Genomic DNA, 18,914 nt, shown 5'->3' with positions numbered 1-18,914 from the left:
CGCGCCTTTCGGCGCGGTTGATTTTTTCGCTTTCGGTCTTCGATTAACGGAAGAGCGACAGGATGCTTTCGGAGTTGCTGTTGGCGATCGAGAGAGCCTGAACGCCGAGCTGCTGCTGGGTCTGCAGGGCCTTGAGGCGGGTGGACTCTTCGTTCATGTCGGCGTCCACGAGGCGGCCGATGCCCTGTTCGACGGAGTCGGACAGCTTGGAAGCGAAGTCTTCCTGCAGGCCGATGCGCATGGAGAGCGAGCCGAGCTTGGCTGCGGCGCTCGTCATCGCCTTCAGGGAGTTTTCAACCAGCGTCAGGGCTTCGGCCATGTTGGTGGCGCGGTCTGCGGCTGCATACTGGGTGATGTCCAGCGTAAAGACGGACTGGGCGGCGACGGTCGTGAACGTTCCGGTCGTGCCGAGGATGCCGGAGGTGTCGGGAACGCCTGCAGCGTCGACGGAGCCGAAAAGAACGTTGCCGGTCGCCGTGTTGTCGAGGGCGTATTTCGTGGTCGTGACGCTAACGGCACCGCCGGTGGAGCGAACGAAGCCAGCGACGACCGACTTGTCCGGGTCCGTGCCGGGCGTTGTTGCGCCGAGGGTCGAAGGTCCTACGAGCCAGTTTTCGCCGTAGAAGGATGCGCCCTGTGCGATCGATACGAGCTGGTTCTGCAGCTGATCGATTTCTTCCTGAACCTTGGTGCGGTCGACGCCTTCTTCAGTTGCCGTGACCAGCTTTGCCTTGATTTCCTTAACGACTTCGATTGCCGATTCCATGCCGGCAGAAGCGGTGTCTACCTTGGCGGCGCCGAGGCCGAGAGCGTCGGAAACCGAAGAAAGCGCCATGTTGTCGGAGCGCATGGTGGTCGCGATCGACCAGTAGGCAGCATTGTCAGCAGCTTCGCCAACGCGGAGGCCGGAGGAAACGCGTGCCTGGGTGGATTCCATGTTCTGGCCGATGGTGCGCAGAGTCTGGAGTGCAGACATTGCTGCGACATTGGTAATAATGCTCGTCATAGTAGTGTGCCCCTTGAATGGCTGATTAAAGAAGGGACATTCCGGTTTCACCGGGAACGGCGCACAGCATCATGCCTGCTAACTGGCTGATTTTTAACGTTAGCTCGCCGTTTCGATGAGCTTAGGTAACGCCAGTTTGGTTAATGAATTGATAAGCGTGAAAAGAAAATCAACATTATGAAAATTCAAAATTACAACTCTCGCGCGTGCGCGCGCGTATCCCGAAATATTTAAAAAAAAGATAAGGCCGCATCCTTATTCGGGATGCGGCCTGTCTGGTGCATTCGGTTCGATTCAGCCTATCGAACCTTTATGCTTTCTACCCGGATATGCATTTGGTCAGCCCCCGAATGCATGTGGGAAGAAAATGGGTCCCCCAGCCCCGAAGGGCTATGAGAAGTTCAGCTCTTAGCGGAAGAGCGACAGGATGTTCTGCGAGTCGCTGTTGGCGATCGACAGAGCCTGGATTGCCAGCTGCTGCTGCGTCTGCAGAGCCTTCAGCTTGGTGGACTCTTCGTTCATGTCGGCGTCGACGAGGCGGCCAACACCCTTTTCGATGGAGTCGGACAGCTTGTCAGCGAAGTCGGTCTGCAGGTCGATGCGTGCAGACAGCGAACCGAGCTTGGCGCCGGCGCTGGTCATCTTCGTCAGGGCCGTTTCAACGGAGTAAAGAGCGTTGTCCAGGTCATCGGTGCCGACGTTGAGGTCGAGAACGGAAATCTGGGTGTAGGTCTTGGCGCCGACGGTGGTGGTTGCACCGGTAGCGTTCAGGATACCGGAGTTGGCATCGATCGTGCCCGGCGTCGCTTCGGTGTAGAGCATGGACGATGCATCCAGCGCGTAGTCCGTCGTCTTGACGCTGACATTGCCGTTGTCGTCACGAACGAAGCCGGATACGACCGTCTTGGTGGCGTTGGCGGTGGAAACGAGCCAGTTTTCACCGTTGAACGAAGCGCCCGTGCCGATCGACTTCAGCTGATCGAGAAGCTGGGTAACTTCTTCCTGAATCTTGGTCTTGTCGACGCCTTCTTCCTTTGCGGCAACGACCTTGGCCTTGATCTGGGTGACAACATCGATAGCGGCTTCCATACCGGCAGATGCGGTGTCAACCTTGGCGGCGCCCATGCCCAGTGCGTCAGATACTGCACCGAGAGCCTTGTTGTCGGAACGCATGGTGGTCGCGATCGACCAGTAAGCAGCGTTGTCCGAAGCCGAACCAACCTTCAGGCCGGAAGAAATGCGGTCCTGCGTGGTCGACAGGTCGGAAGCGATGGAACGCAGGGTCGAGAGAGCGGCCATTGCGTTGGTGTTGGTGAGAATGCTTGCCATAATAAATGTGTCCCTTGTTTTTACGAGATACTGGAGTGGGGACATACCGGGTTTGGTATTACCGGTCGCAACGTTTCGGCTTCATGCCACTCGGTTCGGAAATGCTTAGTTTCAGAAACCAAACCCGCTGCGTGTAGAAAGAAACTCGCAGCGAAAAATTGCCCAATTATTAATTTGAGGGCCAAGAAATATTGGAAAATACTTATGGTTACTTTTTGATTTAGTTAAATGGTAATTTTTTTATTTAAAAAGATAGTTACCAAGTCGCCAGAAAAACTGGTAACCAAAGCGTAAAAACGCACAAAACCCGCGTAGCTGGGCACGCGGGGTTAAAAAACAGGGTTAACGGGTGTCAATCAGGCACAAAGGCCGTCAGTTGAACGATCTGACGAGACTGCCGACCAGCAGGTTCCAGCCGTCGATCAGCACGAAGAACAGGATCTTGAACGGCAGGGAAATCGAGGTGGGCGGCAGCATCATCATGCCCATCGCCATGGTGATGGTGGCGACAATCAGATCGATGACCAGAAACGGCAGGATGATGAGAAAACCGATCTCGAAACCGCGCCGGATTTCCGACAGCATGAAGGCCGGAACGAGCACGCGGTAATCGACGACATTGTCGGTCATCACTTCCTGTCCACGCTCGCGGGCGATATCCACGAAGAGCTTCAGATCCTTGTCACGCGTATTGGCGTTCATGAAGGTGCGGAAGGGTTCCGCGATGCGCTGCACGGCCTGCTGTTCGTTGATCTGGTTCTGCAGAAGCGGCTGCACGCCGTCGGTCCAGGCTTTGTCGAAGGTGGGCGACATGACATAGAAGGTCATGAACATCGCCATCGACAGCAGGATCATGTTGGACGGTGTCGAAGCCAGTCCCATGCCGGAGCGCAGGATCGAAAAGGCGATCACGAAGCGCGGAAAGCTCGTGACCATGATCAGGATGCCCGGCGCGACCGACAGAACCGTCAGCAGGCCGAAGGTGCGGATGATCCATGCCGCGACGGAGCCGTCTATCTGCGTGTTGAACAGATCGGACGGGAATTGCTGGGCACTGGCAAGACCCGGCAAGGCAAGGAGGACGGCGATGGTTACAAGAAATCGAATCATTCGATGACAAAGGTCCGGAACATGACCTTGGATACGCGCCCTTGAGAGCGCAGGTCAACTCGTTCCTGAATGTCATCCTTAAGATATTGAAAGCCGCGCGGCCCTTCGAGCTGCTGAAGGGAAACGGTGCGGACATAGGCCATGATGTCCTGGTGGATATCTTCCGCCAGACCCACCTCGACCGGCCCCTTGAACATCAGCGCCACTTCCAGCCGCACCCAGTTCGTCGAGGGGTAGGCGAGGTTGGTGGTGATGGGATCGAGCTGGACGATGCCGTTCGCCTCGGCCGAGATTTTCTCGATACCCTCTTCCTTTTTCTCGCCGTGTCCGCCGGCGGCAGCCGGGGCATGCGCCTCCGCGCCGGCGATCTTCGGCGCGATCATGCCGCCGACCAGCCAGCCGCCGCCCGCGCCGAGCAGCGTGAGGATCGCAACGCCTGCGATGGTCATGACCAGAGGGGAGGATTTTTTCTTGCCCTCAGCCTGTTCGTTTTCCATGGGTCAGTCCCGTTCCCGTATGCCGAGGTCAGAGCGGCGAGAACAGGTCGACGACCTGCTGCCCGACCGGGGGCTGCTGCACTTCCGTCAGACGTCCGCGACCGCCATAGGAGATGCGCGCTTCGGCGATGCGCTCGTACGAGATCATGTTCTGTGCATCCACATCCTGCGGCCTGACGATACCGCCGACATTGAGGATGCGGATTTCGTGGTTCACGCGCACTTCCTGCGAACCGCTGATGATGAGGTTGCCGTTTTCCAGAATGCCGGTCACCACGGCGGCCACCAGCAGCGTCAGCTTTTCAGAACGCTTGGTCTTGCCTTTTGCCTGGGTATCGGTGTCGGAACCGTAATTGATGCTGGAATCCGCATCCGGCGTCCATCCCAGAATCTGAGCTTTGGCCTTCCAGTTCAGCCCGCTGGAATTGGTGCGGTTGCGCTCGGTCTCGTTGTCGAAGTCGGCCTTGTCGTTGATCTGGATGTTGACGGTCAGGATGTCGCCGATGTTGAGCGCGCGCAAATCCTTGAACAGGGCGCCCTGGCTGTCGCTCCACAGCGAATAGCCGCTCGCCATGTGCTTCGGCTGCTTTGGATACATGCCCATTTGCGGCGTCTGGCTGAATTGCAGGCCGCTGCCGATCGGGCTCATCGCGGGTGCGTTGCCGATTTCCTTCAGGGTCTGGTTGTTCTGGCAGCCGGCAAGCAAGGCGAGCGGCAGGAGGAGGGCCGGAAGACGACGCGTGCTCATGAAGGATCCTTCGAAGTGTTTTTATCGGTTGCCTGCGACATGATGCCGGCGACGACAGCGGCTTTCTGCGCATCCATCTCGCTGAGGATGAGGCCCGACTGGCGGGGCGGCAGCTGCATGATGATGGCGGCCGCTATTTCCACATGCATCTTTTCGAGCTGGGGCGCGGCGGCATCGGCCTTCATCGTCTTGTAGATATCGACGAGATTGCTTTTCGCCTGATTGAGGAAGTGTTCGCGGCGGGCCAGCCAGTCCTCATATTCCGCCTTGCGGTCTTCCAGCACGGCAATGCGTTCATTGACGTCGGACTGCAGCTTTTCCAGCTCCTGCTTTTGCAGCAGATAGCGCTGGTCGCGGGCCGCATCGGCGATGTTAGTGCAGAATTTCTGGATTTCATCCTGCGTGCTGAGTTCCGAAACCACATTCTGCTGGCTTTCGGCGCCAGCAGCGGGAAGCAGGAAAAGCAGCGAGGCGACGGCCGCGAAGCGGACAAGGCCATTCGGGAAAGCGTTGTTCTTCCGAGTTTCCATCATTGCAGCACAAGCTCCGCCTGAAGGGCGCCGGCGGATTTGATGCCTTGCAGAATGGCGATGATGCCGTCCGCCTTGAGCCCGATGCTGTTGAGACCGGCAACCAGCGTGCGAAGGTCAGGCCCTTCGACGATGGCGACCTTGCTACCTTCCTGCAATGCCATGATATCCGTCTGCGGCTGCACGGCCGTCTGGCCGCGCGAGAATGGCGCCGGCTGGATGACCTGCGGCGTTTCCGTTACCTGCACGGTCAGCGTTCCGTAGCTGACGGCGACGCGGGAGATGCGCACATCCGCGCCGATGACGATCGTGCCGGTGCGCTCGTTGATGACGACCTTGGCCGGCGTATCCGTTTCCACGGTCAGGTTTTCGATTTCCGCCATCAGCCGGGTGAGATCCGCGACACGGGGCTTCTGCACCGCGATTTCCTGCGAATCGCGCGGTTCGGCGATGGGATCGCCATAACGGGCGCGGGCAAAGGCGTTGACGACATCGGCGACGCGCACCGCCGTCGAAAAATCGGGATTGCGCAGCTGAAGGACCAGATTGACCGAATCCTTGAATTTGGACGGCAGCTCCCGCTCGATGATCGCGCCGTTCGGCACGCGGGCGGAGGTGGTGACGCCCTGCGTCAGCGTCGCGGCATCGCCCTGCGCCGAAAAGCCGTTGACGATCAGCGCGCCCTGGGCGACCGCGTAAATCTGGCCGTCCGCGCCGGAAAGCGAGGTCATGATGAGCGTGCCGCCGCGCAGCGACGAGGCGTCGCCCAGCGAGCTGACCGTCACGTCGACACGGCTGCCGGGGCTGGCGAAGGGCGGCAGATTGGTCGTCACCATTACGGCGGCGATGTTCTTGGCATTCGACTGGCCGCCCTGCGTGGTGATGCCGAGATTTTGCAGCATCGCGCGCATGGATTGCTCAGTAAACGGCGAGGAGCGCAGGCTGTCGCCCGTGCCCTGCAGGCCGACCACGAGACCGTAACCGATCAGCTGGTTGTCACGCCCCGCCTGCAGCGATGCGATATCCTTGATGCGGGATGTATCCGCATGCGCTGCCGGAACGGAAAGAAAAGGCTGGGCCGAAAACAGAATGGCCGCGGCCAGGATACGAAGCACTCTCATTTCGCCATCACCTGAATGGTTCCGTCCTTCATGACCGTGCCGTTGACGATGACGCCGGAATCGATGTTGCGCACCCGCACGATTTCGCCGAGCGAGCCGTCGGTCATCGGCGTTCCCGAAGCCATCAGCGTCATGTTGCCGATGGTGAAGACGAGTTTGACGCTGGTGCCGCGCACCACCAGCGAGGGTTCGCGCAGGGCCGCAACGGGGATCGTGCGTCCGGGAAGCAGGGTCTGCTTGGAGATCATGCCTTCCACTTCGCTGATGTCGCTCGCATAACCCGAGGAAATATTGGGATTGGTTACTTCCACCGGCTTCACCTGTTCGGGCGTGATCGTCTCGCCCGGATAGATCGTGCGGGTGGGAACCAGCGCCATCGGCGCCTGGGCAAGAGCGGGTGCCAGGGCGCCCAGTGAAAAGGCAGACGCAAGGCATATACGGACGAGCGCCGTTCTGCTGCTGCTATGTTTCCGGCCAAACCTCATGTTCGCCTGCCTTTCCGTTCTTACTTCAGGTTCTTGCTGACAATCGAAGCCATTTCGTCAGCGGTGGTGATGACCTTGGAATTCATCTCGTAGGCGCGCTGCGCCGTGATCAGGTCGGTGATCTCCTTGACGGCGTCGACGTTCGAGCCTTCGAGATAGGACTGCTTGATGTAGCCGTAGCTCGGATCGTCAGGCACGCCGATCACCGCGTCGCCGGAAGCCGGCGTCTGGGCGAAGAGGTTGTCGCCGAGCGGCTTCAGGCCGGCTTCGTTCGCAAAGTTGGCGATGGTCAGCTGGCCAAGTTCGGTGAAGTCAGCGGCATTGCCGATACGGGCCGTCACCTGTCCCGTGCGGGTAACGGTGATGTCCTGCGCGTCGGTCGGGATATTGATATTCGGAATGACGTTATAGCCATCGATCGTCACCAGATTGCCATCGGCATTCTTGTTGAAGGCGCCGGCGCGGCTGTAGAGCGTCGAACCGTCCGCCGCCTCGATCTGGAACCAGCCCTGGCCGATGATCGCGACGTCCAGCTTGTTGCCGGTCTCGATCAGGTTGCCCTGGGTGTGGATGTTGCGCACGGCCGAGGTCTGCACGCCGAGGCCGATATTGGCGCCTTCGGGCACGATCGCCTGGTTGGCCCGGTTCGGCACGCCCTGCATGCGCTCGGTCTGGTAAAGAAGATCGGTGAACTCCGCACGCGCGCGCTTGTAGCCGGTGGTGTTGATGTTGGCGATGTTGTTGGCGATGACTTCCAGATTGGTCTGCTGGGCGTCCATACCGGTGGCAGCGATGGCAAGAGCTCTCATGTCAATATTCCTGCTGGGCTAGATCTGCATCTTGGTAATGTCGAGATAGGCCGACACGATCTTGTCTCGGAGCGCGATGGCGGTTTGCAGCGACTGTTCGGCCGAAAGCATGGCATCGACCACTTCACGCGTATTCGCCTTGCCCTGAATGCCTTCGAAGGAAGCAACTTCCGCCTTCTTCAGATTGTTCATCGCATCCACCGACACGTTGCCGAGAACGCTGGCGAAGCTGGCGCCCGTCTGCTGGGCGGGCGTCGTCTGCTCGCTGCCGAAAACGTTTTCCGTCAGCGAGGAAATGCCGCTTGCGCCGCGGGTGAGCGAAAGGGAACTGACTTGCTTGATACCGTCGATCATTGCGATGCCTTCAGAAGGTCGATTGTGGAGGCGACGAGGTCGCGTGTCTGGCGGATGACCTGAAGATTGGCGTCGTAGCTGCGGTTTGCTTCGCGCATGTCCGCCATTTCGATCAGGATGTTGACGTTCGGCATCTTCACCATGCCGTTGCTGTCGGCGGCCGGATTGCCGGGATCGTACTCGTTGACGAAATCGCCACGGTCGACGCCGAGCTTCTTCACCGTCACGCGCTCCACGCCGCTGACGCGGTCGAGCTCGGAACCGAAAGTGATGGTCTTGCGGCGATAGGGGTCGGCGCCGGGGGTGTCGCCGGTCGATCTGGCGTTGGCGATGTTTTCGGAGACGATGCGCAGTCGCGTGGACTGCACTTCCAGGCCGCTGCCGGCAATCTTGCTCGCCGCACTCAAGGGATCCATGGCTTACCTCTTAACCGTCATCAGCATCATGCGATGGAAGGATTTGACGAGATTGGCGTTCAGCTCGTACTGCCGCTTGATCTCGCCGGTCTTGGTCATTTCTTCCGCAAGCGCGACCGAATTGCCCGATTCCTGCATGCCGATCTCGTTATTGACCGGGTTGTCGCGCACCGCGATATTGTCGCTGAGGGTGCTCTCGCCGAAGTGGGCAGGGTTGGTCCTCGCCATGCCGACCTGCTGGCTGGTGGCCTGCATGACCGCTTCGAAAGGGCTGACATCCTTGGCGCGGAACTTGGGGGTGTTGGCGTTGGCGATGTTGGTCGCCACGACTTCCTGCCGCACGCTCAGCCATTCCGCTTGGCGGGATGCCAGATCGAACAGTTGAATCGGTTGCATAGACTTCTCCATCTCGTATGACCCGAACCTACGGGGCTAATCTTGCGTCAGACTTGCGGAGAGGGGAGAAGGCGATGGCAAGGGCAGGAAGGGGAGGAAAAATGGCCTGCCGGAAACCCAGAAAGGGAAGCCTCAATCGACACCGCACCCGAAGCCCCTGCGGTGAACGCTTAAATTCCGAGATCACGCCGGCCCAGGGTGGAAACTCAAAGGCATGGGGCGAGGTGCTTGCTGAAGCAGCTTTATATCTCGCCTTGGAGACAGTCCGGTGCTATCGCTACGGTAGAGGGAAATGGAGGAGAGCAATCATGGATTTGGTAATTCCCAGCGCAGCCAATCTCGGCCTGTTCGTCAGCGCCACGCTGGTGCTGCTTCTTGTGCCGGGCCCGGCAGTCCTTTACATCTTTGCGCGTTCGGTCGAGCAGGGCCGTTCTGCCGGCCTCGTTTCAATCCTTGGCATTCATACCGCCACACTTGTTCACGTCGTCGCCGCCGCTGTTGGGCTCTCGGCGCTTTTGGCATCCTCCGCGCTTGCCTTCAGCGTGGTGAAATATGCGGGCGCGGCCTACCTGATCTGGCTTGGCCTCAAGAAGCTCCTCGGGTCGTCGGACATTCCCGACGTAGAGGGCGGTTTGCCGAAGCGAAGCAGCATGCGCATCTTTCGTGAGGGCTTCATCGTCAATCTCCTCAATCCGAAGACCGCATTGTTCTTTCTGGCTTTCCTGCCGCAGTTCGTTGAGGTCGATCGTGGCCATATGGCAATGCAGATCGCCTTTCTCGGAATTCTCTACACGGTGATTGGTGTTCTGACGGATTGCACCTACGCACTTGCTGCCGGCACGGCCGGCAACTGGCTGAAGCGCAGTCCCGCCTATCTGAAGGCCGAACGCTGGGTTAGCGGCTTCGTTTACATCGGCCTTGGTCTGACGGCCGCTTTTGCGGGCAATCAGAAGAAGTAGATCGCCTGACGTCGTTTGAGACGTTTGCGGCCCCCCGGATCCGGCCCTTGGGGGGCACTTTCGTATGCCGAGTTTTCAGCGAAATTCGATGATGACCTCAGGCCCGAGGTCGATCTGACTACTTTTCCGGATAGTAGGTCTTGCCGGAAGAGGTCTCGATCAGCCATTCGCCATTGCGCTGTTCGATCTTCGTCAGCAACGCATTGTCCGGCAGGGTCGAACCGACCCTCACCATATACATGCCCGAACCGTCCTCGATCAGGGCGCGGCCGTTGGAAACATGCAGCAGACGGAAGGAGGTCTGGCCGGGGAAGGGCTGATCCTCGATCCCGGCTGCCAGATTGTTCTGTTTTTCCTTGCCGCCAGCGTTCACGGTCGCCGTCGTCAGCATGTCGGGCAGATCCGCCGGCGGCGGGGTGTCTTCCTTGTTGCGGTTGGTCATGGCCATCGGCGAGACGCTGAAGACTTCCCGCGGGCCGGTATGGGGCAGATCGCGGGTGCGGTCGCCGCCCGCCACCTTCATGCCGAATTTTTCCTCGTTGAAGAACACGTACCACGGAAAAAATGCTGCTGCAGCGGCAAGCGTGATGCCTGTCCATGCCAGAATACGGTCGGGCGTGAAGAAAATCGGCCTGGGCAGCACGTCTTCATCGTGGCTATCGTTGTTCCGCTTTTTCTTCACGGGTCAGCCTCTCGCTCTTGGGGTTACCTGCGGCTGACCGTTCTGCGCTCCGTTCCGTAAGGCGGTCGCAAGATCAGCATAGGCATCCTGTGCCGCCGGTTCGTCCGGCAGCTGCTTCAATGTCTCGTAGATGATTGGAACCTGCTTCACCGCCATGTCGAGATCGGGGTCGGTGCCGGGCCGATAACCGCCGATGAGGCGAAGATCGCGCGTTTCCTCGAAGCGATGCACCAGCGCCTTGAGGCGCGACACCAGCTTTTCCTGATCCGGCGTCCAGGCCTTCTTGGCTAGACGCGAGATCGAGGCGAGCGGGTTGATCGGCGGGTAACGGCCTTCTTCGGCAAGGCTGCGGTCGAGCACGATATGGCCATCGAGAATACCGCGGGTCGAATCCGCAATCGGGTCGTTGTGATTGTCGCCATCCACCAGAATGGAGACGATGGCGGTGATGGTACCGGTGCCTTCCGCGCCCGGTCCCGCCCGCTCCAGAAGGCGCGGCAGTTCGGTGAAGACCGAGGCCGGATAGCCGCGCGCCACCGGCGGCTCTCCCGAAGCGACCGCCACTTCGCGGATGGCATGGGCAAAGCGCGTCACGCTGTCGATGATAAGAAGGACATTGTCGCCCTGATCGCGAAAATGTTCGGCGATGGTGACGGCGGAAAGCGGCGCCATCTTGCGCAGCATCGGGCTCTCATCGCTTGTCGCAACGACGGCGATGGACTTGCTCATATTCTCGCCCATCGTGTCTTCGATGAATTCGCGCACTTCACGGCCGCGTTCGCCGACAAGCGCAATCACCACCTTGTCGAAGGCGTCTGCCTTGGCGAGCATCGACAGCAGCGTGGATTTGCCCACACCGGAACCGGCGAAAATGCCGAGGCGCTGGCCGAGGCAAAGCGGCGAGAAGATATCGATTGCCCGCACACCCGTCTTGAAAGGCGTTTCCACCCTTTTGCGCGTCATCGAGGGCGGCGCATTGTTGGAAATCGAACGGCGCTCGATGCCGGAGGCCAGCGGACCCTGGCCGTCGATAGGTTCGCCGAGCGCATTGATGGTGCGCCCGCACCAGCTGTCGTCGGGCGAAACGCGGAAGGCGCCCTTGCGGATGACGGTGTCGTGAATGCCGATCGGCTCGCCGGGCTCGATGGGGCAGACATAACAGATATCCGGTTCCACACGCACCACTTCACCGAGATGAATGCCGGTCGCGCTGCGATGGGCGACGAATTCTCCGAGCCGCACATGCCGTGACAGGCCGGACACCGTATAGTGACCGGCGGCGATGGTGCGGACATGGCCTCCATGCGCCACCGAAAATTCCGGATCGGCATAATGCCCGGCAAGGCTGGCGAGCTGTGCAAGCTTCGGTGAAATGGCGTCAGCCGAGAGCATGGATTCCGGCATTGTCATTACTCAGGTCCTCAACGCGCGCCGCCAAGCGTCTTGATGCCTTCGCCGAAGGTCGATTCGGTATCGCGCATCAGCGAGGAGATGCTTTCAAAGGCGCGGTTGACCTGGATGAGCTGCGTCATCTGGGAAATGCCGTTGACGTTGGACTGTTCGAGATAACCCTGAACGACGCCGACTTCATGATTGTTGACCACCGGAACCGGCTGGGCCACCGGCTTCACGCCGCTATTGGGATGACGCAGGAACCCTTGCGAGAAATCCGCCTGGAAGATGCCGAGGGTAGCGACGATGTTTTCGTTCTGCCGGATGGCTCCGTCGAGACCGACGGTGATCGGGCCGCCATTCGGATTGAGCTGGATCGGACCGCCGCCGGCATCGAGAACGGGATAACCGTTCGAGGAGATGAGCGCGCCGTCCGGGCGCATGGTGAAACGGCCGTCGCGGGTCAGAATCTGGCCGTCCGGCGTATCCAGCGAGAACCAGGCGTCGCCCTTGATGGCGAAATCGAAGGAATTGCCGGTTTGTTCGAAAGCGCCCTGACGGGTGGAAAGATAGTCGTTGCCCTGCGAAACGAAGGCCACCCGGGCATTCATGTCATTGTGGTTCTTGGCGACCATTTCGTCGAATTTCACTTCGGAACCGCGGAAGCCGACCGTGTTCACATTCGCCATATTGTCGGAAATGGTGGTGAGACGGCGCTCCAGCGCGATCTGCGAGGACAGGGCGACGTATAGTCCGGATTGCATATCATTTGCCTCCGAGTTTCAGGGAGTTGATGGAAATCAGCAGGTCGGGGGAAATGCCGTAGCCGCTGGAGGAGCCGAAAACGGCGAGAGGGTCATAGGTCGTCGAGGGGTTTTGCATTTCCCACATGATGGTGAAACGCTCGAGCAGCTTGCCGACCTTTTCGGGATCCTGCAGATCCTTGATATCGATGGTTTTTTCGATGAGCGCCGCCTGTTTGTCGACATCGGCGGCGGCAAACTCGTCGGGAAGGTTGTAGGCCGTGCGAAACACCTGCGCGAGCGCATCGTCCGCCAGAAAGTCGAGGCCGGATGTGATGGTTGACGCCTTGCGTTCGAAATAAAGGGCGAGCCGGACGCCGTTATTGTCGTCGCCCGCTTCCTGTTCCAGCGTCTGGCGGGTGTATTTGCCGATGACACCCGATTTGGCGGCGTCGGTGGAGGTTGCCGCAGCCCCCAGGCCGGCAAAATCCAGCGACTTCGCAAAATCCGCATAGCGGCTGTCGGAAAGCTTGTTGGCGAAGGCGTCCTTGTCCGAGGTGCCTTCCGTCAGCACCTTGCGGATGAAAGCCTTCGCATAGGCCATGTCCTCGAGCCCGTGGGCTTTCAGCGCGTAATTATAAAGGCGTGTATCGGCCATGAAGTCGTCGATGGATTTCACATCGCCGATCTTCGCGCGATAATATTCGGTCTCGCGCGCCACGTCGGGCTGCTCCGACACCCGCTCGAGCGATTTGCCGATATCCTGACTGATCAGTCTGTAGCTGGTGTAGGTGGAAGTCACTGAACCGCCGCTCTCGTTTGATCCCGATCTCAAGGCGCACGTCCGCCTTTGCCGGCATAGTGCCGTGGCTTGCTTGTGCGAAACTGGCTGGAGGCGGGAGCGCGGGAGAGGCTTTGCGGACAGGTTCACGCAAGCCACATTTTTTAGACATGGCGGCATGGAACACTGTTCGGGCGTGGTCGATCAATGAATATTGTAATTGGACTTATAATCACCTTCGGCTGCATCATCGGCGGCTATATGGCGATGGGCGGTCATCTGGACGTGCTGATTCAGCCGTTCGAATTGATGATCATCGGCGGCGCCGGTCTCGGCGGCTTCATCATGGCGAACCCCATGAAGGTCGTGAAGGATTCGGGCAAGGCGCTCGGCGAGGCCTTCAAGCATTCGGTCCCGAAGGAGCGAAACTATCTCGACGTGCTCGGCGTGCTTTATTCGCTGATGCGCGATCTGCGCACGAAATCGCGCAACGAGATCGAGGCCCATATCGACAATCCGGAAGAATCCTCGATCTTCCAGAGCGCGCCCTCGGTTCTGAAAAACAAGGAACTGACCTCGTTCATCTGTGACTATGTCCGCCTCATCATCATCGGCAACGCCCGCAGCCACGAAATCGAGGCGCTGATGGATGAGGAAATCGAGACCATCCTGAACGACAAGCTGAAACCTTACCACGCGATCACCACCATGGGCGATTCCTTCCCCGCCATCGGTATCGTCGCGGCGGTTCTCGGCGTCATCAAGGCCATGGGCAAGATCAACGAATCGCCGGAAGTGCTGGGCGGCCTGATCGGCGCCGCACTTGTCGGCACCATGCTCGGCATCATCCTGTCCTATTCGATCTGCAATCCGCTCGCCTCGCAGGTCAAGATCGTCCGCACCAAGCAGCACCGCCTCTACATCATCGTCAAGCAGACGCTGATCGCCTACATGAACGGCTCGGTGCCGCAGGTCGCGCTCGAATACGGCCGCAAGACCATCTCCAACTACGAGCGGCCGTCGATTGACGCCGTCGAACAGGAGATGATGAACCCCGGCGGCGAAAACAAGGCGGCATGACGATGGCAAAAGCTGCAGCGCAACAAGCACCCGCCATCGACACCGCCCTGCTCGCAAAATTGACGGGAGGGTTGTCCGACCGCAAGACGATCGCCAGGATCGGCTCCGATATCGGCCATCTCTACAGCGAATTCCTGCCTGATATCTTCCACAGCGAGACCGGCATCGCGATCGACGTCGAATATGTCGGTTCCGAATCGGGACTGATGACCGATCTCATCGCCAATGTCGGGAAGAATGTCGCGGTTGCCGATTGTTCCCTGCGCAACTGGTGCCCCAATTTCATGATGACGGTCGGCAACGGCTTTGTCATCGCGCTCATGGAGCGCATGCTGGGCGCGTCGCCGGACATGATCGGCGAACCGGACGAACGCAGCCTGTCCCATATCGAGCTCGACCTCGCGGCCATGGTTCTTGGCCGCATCGCCGGGGTTTTACGCTCCGGTGTCAACGCGCCGGGCGGTTTTGAGGCGGCCATCGATCCGCCCTTCAATTCCAACGGTAAAAGCGCCTTCGACGAGATGATCGCCGGCCTTTACGGCGTGACCATCCGCCTGAAGATCGATATCGGCAAGGTGTCGTCGGAATTCTCGCTGATCGTGCCGCAGCGACCCCTGCTCAAGACCTCCATCGTTGCCCCCAAGGCTTCAGCCCAGGCGCTGAAGAAGCAGGAGGAATGGATGGAGATGATTTCGGAGCAGGTGAAGCGATCGCAGGTCACGCTCGAGGCGCGCATCAAGCTCGAAACGCTGACGCTCAGGACAATTTCCAAGCTGGTGGCCGGCGACGTCATTCCGTTCCAGGCTCTGAAGCAGGACGACATCGGCGTCGAGGTCAGCGCCAACGGTTCCAAGCTTTATAATTGCGAATTCGGCAAGTCCGGCGACCGCTACATGGTTCGGGTGAAGAACAATGTCAGCACGGACGACGAGATCTTACGACATTTGATGGGTTAAAATCCTGCCCGGCCTTCGGGGATTTGGGCAGGCTGACGCAAGTTTCAAAGGGAATAATCAGCGCATGGCTACGAAGAAAACACCTGTGACCGATGATGCGGCGCTGCCGTCGTTTGAAGACGGCGGCGACCTCGACCAGGCTATCGGCGATCTGCGTGGCGTCCTCAAGACGGATGCGGAAGGTTCGCTCTCCGATTTCGGCGACTTCGGCGATTTCGGAAGCACGGACGAGGTTTCGACGGATACCGACCTTTCCGCTTTCGGTGGCGGAACGGCCGATTTTGGGATGGATGATTTTGCCGCCGCCCCGCAGGTTGCGGGCGTGAAGGCGCCGCTTGGCAGCGGATTGTCCGAAAACATGGAAATGATCATGGACATCCCGATTGATGTCCAGATCGTTCTCGGCACCAGCAGAATGCTCGTTTCGGGGCTGATGAGCCTTGAAGAAGGAGCGACGATCGCACTCGACCGCAAGATCGGCGAGCCGGTCGAAATCATGGTGAATGGCCGCCGTATTGCGCGCGGTGAAATAACGGTTCTGGAAGACGACGATACGCGCTTCGGCGTAAAATTGATTGAAGTACTGAGTACGCGAAAAGCCTGATCCCTGTGGGGACGGAGAGGAAAGACCATGATGGACTTCGAGGATTTCGGTAACCCCCTGGCAGGGAAACCGTTGTCTCAGGCCGACAAGGCGGCCGCGGTGCTTCTTGCCATGGGCAAGGGCGTCGCCGGCAAGCTGCTGAAGTTTTTCACGCAGCACGAATTGCAGATGATCATTTCCTCGGCCCAGACCCTGCGCGTCATTCCTCCCGATGAGCTTGCCCAGATCGTAGCCGAGTTCGAAGACCTGTTCACCGAAGGAACGGGTCTGATGGACAATGCCAAGGCAATCGAAAGCATTCTCGAAGAGGGCCTGACCCCTGAAGAGGTGGACAGCCTTCTCGGGCGCCGCGCGGCCTTCCAGGCCTATGAAGCATCCATCTGGGACCGCCTGCAGGAAGCCGAGCCGGAATTCGTCGGCAAGTTCCTGCTGCGCGAACATCCGCAGACCATCGCTTATATTCTTTCCATGCTGCCCTCGTCCTTCGGTGCCAAGGTTCTCCTGACCATTCCGGAAGAGCAGCGCGCCGATATCATGAACCGCACTGTCAACATGAAGGAAGTCAGCCCCACGGCTGCCCAGATCATCGAGAAGCGTGTGGTCAACCTCATCAACGAAATCGAAGCCGAGCGTAATGCCGGCGGTTCCACGAAGGTTGCCGATCTGATGAACGAACTGGACAAGCCGCAGGTCGATACGCTGCTCAGCTCGCTCGAGACGCTCAGCAAGGAAGCCGCAAACAAGGTCAAGCCGAAGATCTTCCTCTTCGACGACCTCATGTTCATGCCGCAGCGCAGCCGCGTCCTGCTGCTCAACGATGTTTCGGCGGATGTTCTGACGATGGCGCTGCGCGGCGCCACGATGGAAATCAAGGAATGCGTGCTCTCCAGCATCAGCCCGCGCCAGCGCCGCATGATCGAATCGGACCTTGCGGTGCCGCAGGCCTCGATCAACACCCGCGAAGTGGCGATCGCACGCCGCGCCGTCGCGCAGGAAGCGATCCGGCTCGCCAATTCCGGCCAGATCCAGCTGAAGGAAGCCTCCGCGGAGGACCAACCGGCCGCCGCTTGAGCGGAAGCCGGTTGATAACCCGCCCTTGCGGCGGAAGCGACCATTGCGATGGCCGGTCACGGACGCTAGTTTCGGGAATGACGGCCTGCCGGGATCGGCGGGCCTTTTTTTGATCCCGGGGACGTGCCTTGGCAGACGATCAGGACAAGGACAGTAAAACAGAAGCCCCGACGGAGAAAAAACTCCGCGATGCGGCGGAAAAGGGCAATCTTCCCTTTTCCCGCGAAGTGCCGATCTTTGCCTCGTCGCTTGCCTTTTATTGTTACCTGGTCTTCTTCCTGCCCGATGGCGCCGGTCGTCTTGGCGTCACATTGAAGGACCTGTTCGGCCAGCCCGAACAGTGGGACCTCAGCACCCGGCCGGATGCCCTGTCGCTGTTGTATTTTCTCGGCACCTCGATGGCCTATCTGCTCATGCCGGCGATGATCATGTTCATCGTCTTCGGGCTTGCCTCGTCGTTTTTCCAGAACCTGCCGTCGCCGGTGCTTGAGCGCGTGCGTCCGCAATGGTCGCGCGTCTCGCCGGCGAAGGGCTTCACGCGCATCTACAGCAAGCAGGGTTTCGTGGAATTCGGCAAATCCGTATTCAAGATCATGATCGTTTCGGTCATCATGTTCTTTGCCCTGCGTGGCGATTTTTACGGTCTCATCGATCTGATGTTCTCCGATCCGCAGGTGATTTTCGTCCGGGTGGTCGAGATCGTCAAAAAGATGATGGTCGTGATTCTGCTTTCGACCGCGCTGCTTGCCGCCGTCGACGTTTTGTGGACGCGCCACCACTGGTTCAGCCAGCTGAAAATGACGAAGCATGAGGTGAAGGAAGAATACAAGCAGTCGCAGGGCGACCCCGTGGTCAAATCCCGGCAGCGCTCCATCGCCCGCGACCGTGCCCGCCGCCGCATGATCAACAATGTACCGCGCGCCACACTTGTCATCGCCAATCCGACACACTTTGCGGTGGCGCTGCGTTATGTTCGCGAAGAAGGCGACGCACCTGTTGTCGTCGCCAAGGGTCAGGACCTTATCGCATTGAAAATCCGCGAGATTGCGGAAGAAAACAATATCCCCGTTTTTGAAGACCCGCCGCTTGCACGCTCCATGTTTGCGCAAGTCTCGGTAGATAGTGTGATTCCACCAGTCTTTTACAAGGCTGTGGCTGAGCTCGTTCACCGGGTTTACGCCATGAAGTCATCGAAAATACGGGTTCAATAAAACCAATGAAAAAATCCGCCTATTCCGAACAGCGGGAAATGATCGTCGCAGAGGCGATCAACCCGATCGCCACCGAACTTCGATTGTTAGACCCGGCCGACCTGATTTCGCTGCTCCGATTCGAGTGCTACGGCAGTATCGCCGATCTCGTTTCCTCGGCTGCGGAGCTTTATTATCATCCCGGTACGATCAATTTCGGCGCCGGCGGCGAATACAAGCTCGAATGGGAAGGCGCGCCGGAGATCGTCCTCGATCTCGAACTGAAGCCGAAGGGCGCCACGGTCTATGCGCGATTGACGCTCGCCAACGAACATGCGGCGATCGAGATCAATCACGTCTCGTTTCAGAACCCTTCCGAAAATCCGGACGAAAACACCGAGTTTCTTCGGAAAAGCCTGTCGGCTGCCCGATTCGTGCCCACCCGTCAGGGCGAAGCGGCTTAACCGGATCACCCGCTCCCTATTCCGTCATGTCCGTTGCGCGCGCCGAAATCGCGGGCGCAACGGCCTCGTTCCGGTGCGTTTTAACCCGAGCTTGCCTGAAGCCTGCCGGTTTATGCGAAACCCGGCTGCGAAAGCGAGGAACGCCTTGCAAATCAGTCCCGTTGTTTGTTACCTATCGCATTAACGATTTG

The 18,914-nt window shown here is 59.2% G+C and carries 23 protein-coding genes; 7 read left to right on the top strand and 16 right to left on the bottom strand.

The features are described 5' to 3' along the window. Nucleotides 1-43: 43 nt before the first annotated feature. The 12 genes from ACIK7D_RS05205 to flgB all read right to left on the bottom strand — a co-directional run bounded on the left by ACIK7D_RS05205 (nt 44) and on the right by flgB (nt 8,801). Nucleotides 44-1,006: a flagellin gene (locus tag ACIK7D_RS05205; protein WP_080817867.1), complete on the bottom strand. Its 963-nt coding sequence runs from the start codon at nt 1,004-1,006 to the stop codon at nt 44-46. Between the two features lie 408 nt (nt 1,007-1,414). Continuing rightward, nucleotides 1,415-2,335 (bottom strand): flagellin, encoded by a 921-nt coding sequence (locus tag ACIK7D_RS05200; RefSeq protein WP_020810649.1) that lies wholly within the window; start codon nt 2,333-2,335, stop codon nt 1,415-1,417. 372 nt (nt 2,336-2,707) lie between these two features. After that, a complete protein-coding gene (gene fliP, locus ACIK7D_RS05195; RefSeq protein WP_059760555.1) occupies nt 2,708-3,445 on the bottom strand; it encodes a flagellar type III secretion system pore protein FliP in 738 nt (245 codons plus the stop codon). Next, the gene (locus ACIK7D_RS05190; protein ID WP_035259607.1) at nt 3,442-3,942 is read right to left on the bottom strand and encodes a flagellar basal body-associated FliL family protein; all 501 of its coding nucleotides are present in this window, start codon (nt 3,940-3,942) and stop codon (nt 3,442-3,444) included. Before ACIK7D_RS05190 ends, fliP begins: the two co-directional genes overlap by 4 nt. Nucleotides 3,943-3,970: 28 nt before the next feature. Continuing rightward, complete coding sequence (flgH, locus tag ACIK7D_RS05185; protein WP_078051262.1) at nt 3,971-4,690, bottom strand: flagellar basal body L-ring protein FlgH; 720 nt, start codon at nt 4,688-4,690, stop codon at nt 3,971-3,973. Further along, nucleotides 4,687-5,223 (bottom strand): MotE family protein, encoded by a 537-nt coding sequence (locus tag ACIK7D_RS05180; protein WP_004432496.1) that lies wholly within the window; start codon nt 5,221-5,223, stop codon nt 4,687-4,689. Before ACIK7D_RS05180 ends, flgH begins: the two co-directional genes overlap by 4 nt. After that, a complete protein-coding gene (locus ACIK7D_RS05175) occupies nt 5,220-6,341 on the bottom strand; it encodes a flagellar basal body P-ring protein FlgI (protein ID WP_078051260.1) in 1,122 nt (373 codons plus the stop codon). Before ACIK7D_RS05175 ends, ACIK7D_RS05180 begins: the two co-directional genes overlap by 4 nt. Then, nucleotides 6,338-6,826: a flagellar basal body P-ring formation chaperone FlgA gene (flgA, locus tag ACIK7D_RS05170; RefSeq protein WP_080817854.1), complete on the bottom strand. Its 489-nt coding sequence runs from the start codon at nt 6,824-6,826 to the stop codon at nt 6,338-6,340. Before flgA ends, ACIK7D_RS05175 begins: the two co-directional genes overlap by 4 nt. Nucleotides 6,827-6,846: 20 nt before the next feature. Continuing rightward, nucleotides 6,847-7,635: a flagellar basal-body rod protein FlgG gene (gene flgG, locus ACIK7D_RS05165; protein WP_080817852.1), complete on the bottom strand. Its 789-nt coding sequence runs from the start codon at nt 7,633-7,635 to the stop codon at nt 6,847-6,849. A gap of 18 nt (nt 7,636-7,653) precedes the next feature. Next, nucleotides 7,654-7,989 carry a flagellar hook-basal body complex protein FliE gene (locus ACIK7D_RS05160; protein WP_137002891.1) on the bottom strand — a complete coding sequence of 112 codons (336 nt, stop codon included), beginning with the start codon at nt 7,987-7,989 and terminating at the stop codon, nt 7,654-7,656. Next, nucleotides 7,986-8,405, bottom strand: a complete 420-nt coding sequence (flgC, locus tag ACIK7D_RS05155) for a flagellar basal body rod protein FlgC (RefSeq protein ID WP_004432501.1) — start codon at nt 8,403-8,405, stop codon at nt 7,986-7,988. The genes ACIK7D_RS05160 and flgC overlap by 4 nt, the downstream gene beginning before the upstream one ends. Nucleotides 8,406-8,408: 3 nt before the next feature. Further along, on the bottom strand, nt 8,409-8,801 hold the full coding sequence (flgB, locus tag ACIK7D_RS05150) for a flagellar basal body rod protein FlgB (RefSeq protein ID WP_004432502.1): 393 nt from the start codon (nt 8,799-8,801) through the stop codon (nt 8,409-8,411). A 308-nt stretch (nt 8,802-9,109) separates the two neighbouring features. Between flgB and ACIK7D_RS05145 the strand changes: the two genes are divergently transcribed. Continuing rightward, nucleotides 9,110-9,760, top strand: a complete 651-nt coding sequence (locus ACIK7D_RS05145; protein WP_127756371.1) for a LysE family translocator — start codon at nt 9,110-9,112, stop codon at nt 9,758-9,760. Nucleotides 9,761-9,878: 118 nt separating this feature from the next. Here ACIK7D_RS05145 and ACIK7D_RS05140 read toward each other — a convergent pair whose 3' ends face one another. Genes ACIK7D_RS05140 through ACIK7D_RS05125 form a run of 4 tightly spaced genes read right to left on the bottom strand, consistent with a single transcriptional unit; the run spans nt 9,879 to nt 13,379 of the window. Further along, the gene (locus ACIK7D_RS05140) at nt 9,879-10,403 is read right to left on the bottom strand and encodes a hypothetical protein (protein ID WP_400156017.1); all 525 of its coding nucleotides are present in this window, start codon (nt 10,401-10,403) and stop codon (nt 9,879-9,881) included. Between the two features lie 42 nt (nt 10,404-10,445). Beyond that, a complete protein-coding gene (gene fliI / locus ACIK7D_RS05135) occupies nt 10,446-11,852 on the bottom strand; it encodes a flagellar protein export ATPase FliI (RefSeq protein ID WP_080817846.1) in 1,407 nt (468 codons plus the stop codon). 11 nt (nt 11,853-11,863) lie between these two features. Beyond that, nucleotides 11,864-12,598: a flagellar basal-body rod protein FlgF gene (gene flgF / locus ACIK7D_RS05130; RefSeq protein ID WP_004432506.1), complete on the bottom strand. Its 735-nt coding sequence runs from the start codon at nt 12,596-12,598 to the stop codon at nt 11,864-11,866. Nucleotide 12,599: 1 nt separating this feature from the next. Then, nucleotides 12,600-13,379 carry a DUF1217 domain-containing protein gene (locus ACIK7D_RS05125; protein WP_004432508.1) on the bottom strand — a complete coding sequence of 260 codons (780 nt, stop codon included), beginning with the start codon at nt 13,377-13,379 and terminating at the stop codon, nt 12,600-12,602. Nucleotides 13,380-13,565: 186 nt separating this feature from the next. Between ACIK7D_RS05125 and motA the strand changes: the two genes are divergently transcribed. The 6 genes from motA (at nt 13,566) to ACIK7D_RS05095 (ending at nt 18,723) form a co-directional block, all read left to right on the top strand. Then, a complete protein-coding gene (gene motA, locus ACIK7D_RS05120) occupies nt 13,566-14,438 on the top strand; it encodes a flagellar motor stator protein MotA (RefSeq protein ID WP_004432509.1) in 873 nt (290 codons plus the stop codon). Next, entirely contained in the window at nt 14,435-15,394 is a 960-nt protein-coding gene (locus ACIK7D_RS05115) for a FliM/FliN family flagellar motor switch protein (RefSeq protein WP_174022728.1), read from the top strand. The genes motA and ACIK7D_RS05115 overlap by 4 nt, the downstream gene beginning before the upstream one ends. 64 nt (nt 15,395-15,458) lie before the next feature. Continuing rightward, the gene (fliN, locus tag ACIK7D_RS05110; RefSeq protein WP_035263929.1) at nt 15,459-15,998 is read left to right on the top strand and encodes a flagellar motor switch protein FliN; all 540 of its coding nucleotides are present in this window, start codon (nt 15,459-15,461) and stop codon (nt 15,996-15,998) included. Nucleotides 15,999-16,025: 27 nt separating this feature from the next. After that, complete coding sequence (gene fliG / locus ACIK7D_RS05105) at nt 16,026-17,069, top strand: flagellar motor switch protein FliG (protein ID WP_004432516.1); 1,044 nt, start codon at nt 16,026-16,028, stop codon at nt 17,067-17,069. A 128-nt stretch (nt 17,070-17,197) separates the two neighbouring features. Further along, nucleotides 17,198-18,280, top strand: a complete 1,083-nt coding sequence (flhB, locus tag ACIK7D_RS05100; RefSeq protein ID WP_080817840.1) for a flagellar biosynthesis protein FlhB — start codon at nt 17,198-17,200, stop codon at nt 18,278-18,280. A gap of 5 nt (nt 18,281-18,285) precedes the next feature. Then, nucleotides 18,286-18,723, top strand: coding sequence for a hypothetical protein (locus ACIK7D_RS05095; RefSeq protein ID WP_080817838.1), 438 nt, complete (start codon nt 18,286-18,288; stop codon nt 18,721-18,723). Nucleotides 18,724-18,914 lie beyond the last annotated feature (191 nt).

This window comes from Agrobacterium sp. P15N1-A (assembly GCF_044626815.1).
Lineage (GTDB): Bacteria > Pseudomonadota > Alphaproteobacteria > Rhizobiales > Rhizobiaceae > Agrobacterium > Agrobacterium leguminum.
The sequence above is the reverse complement of the archived record's forward strand: the minus strand, read 5'-3'. Positions and strand labels throughout refer to the sequence as shown.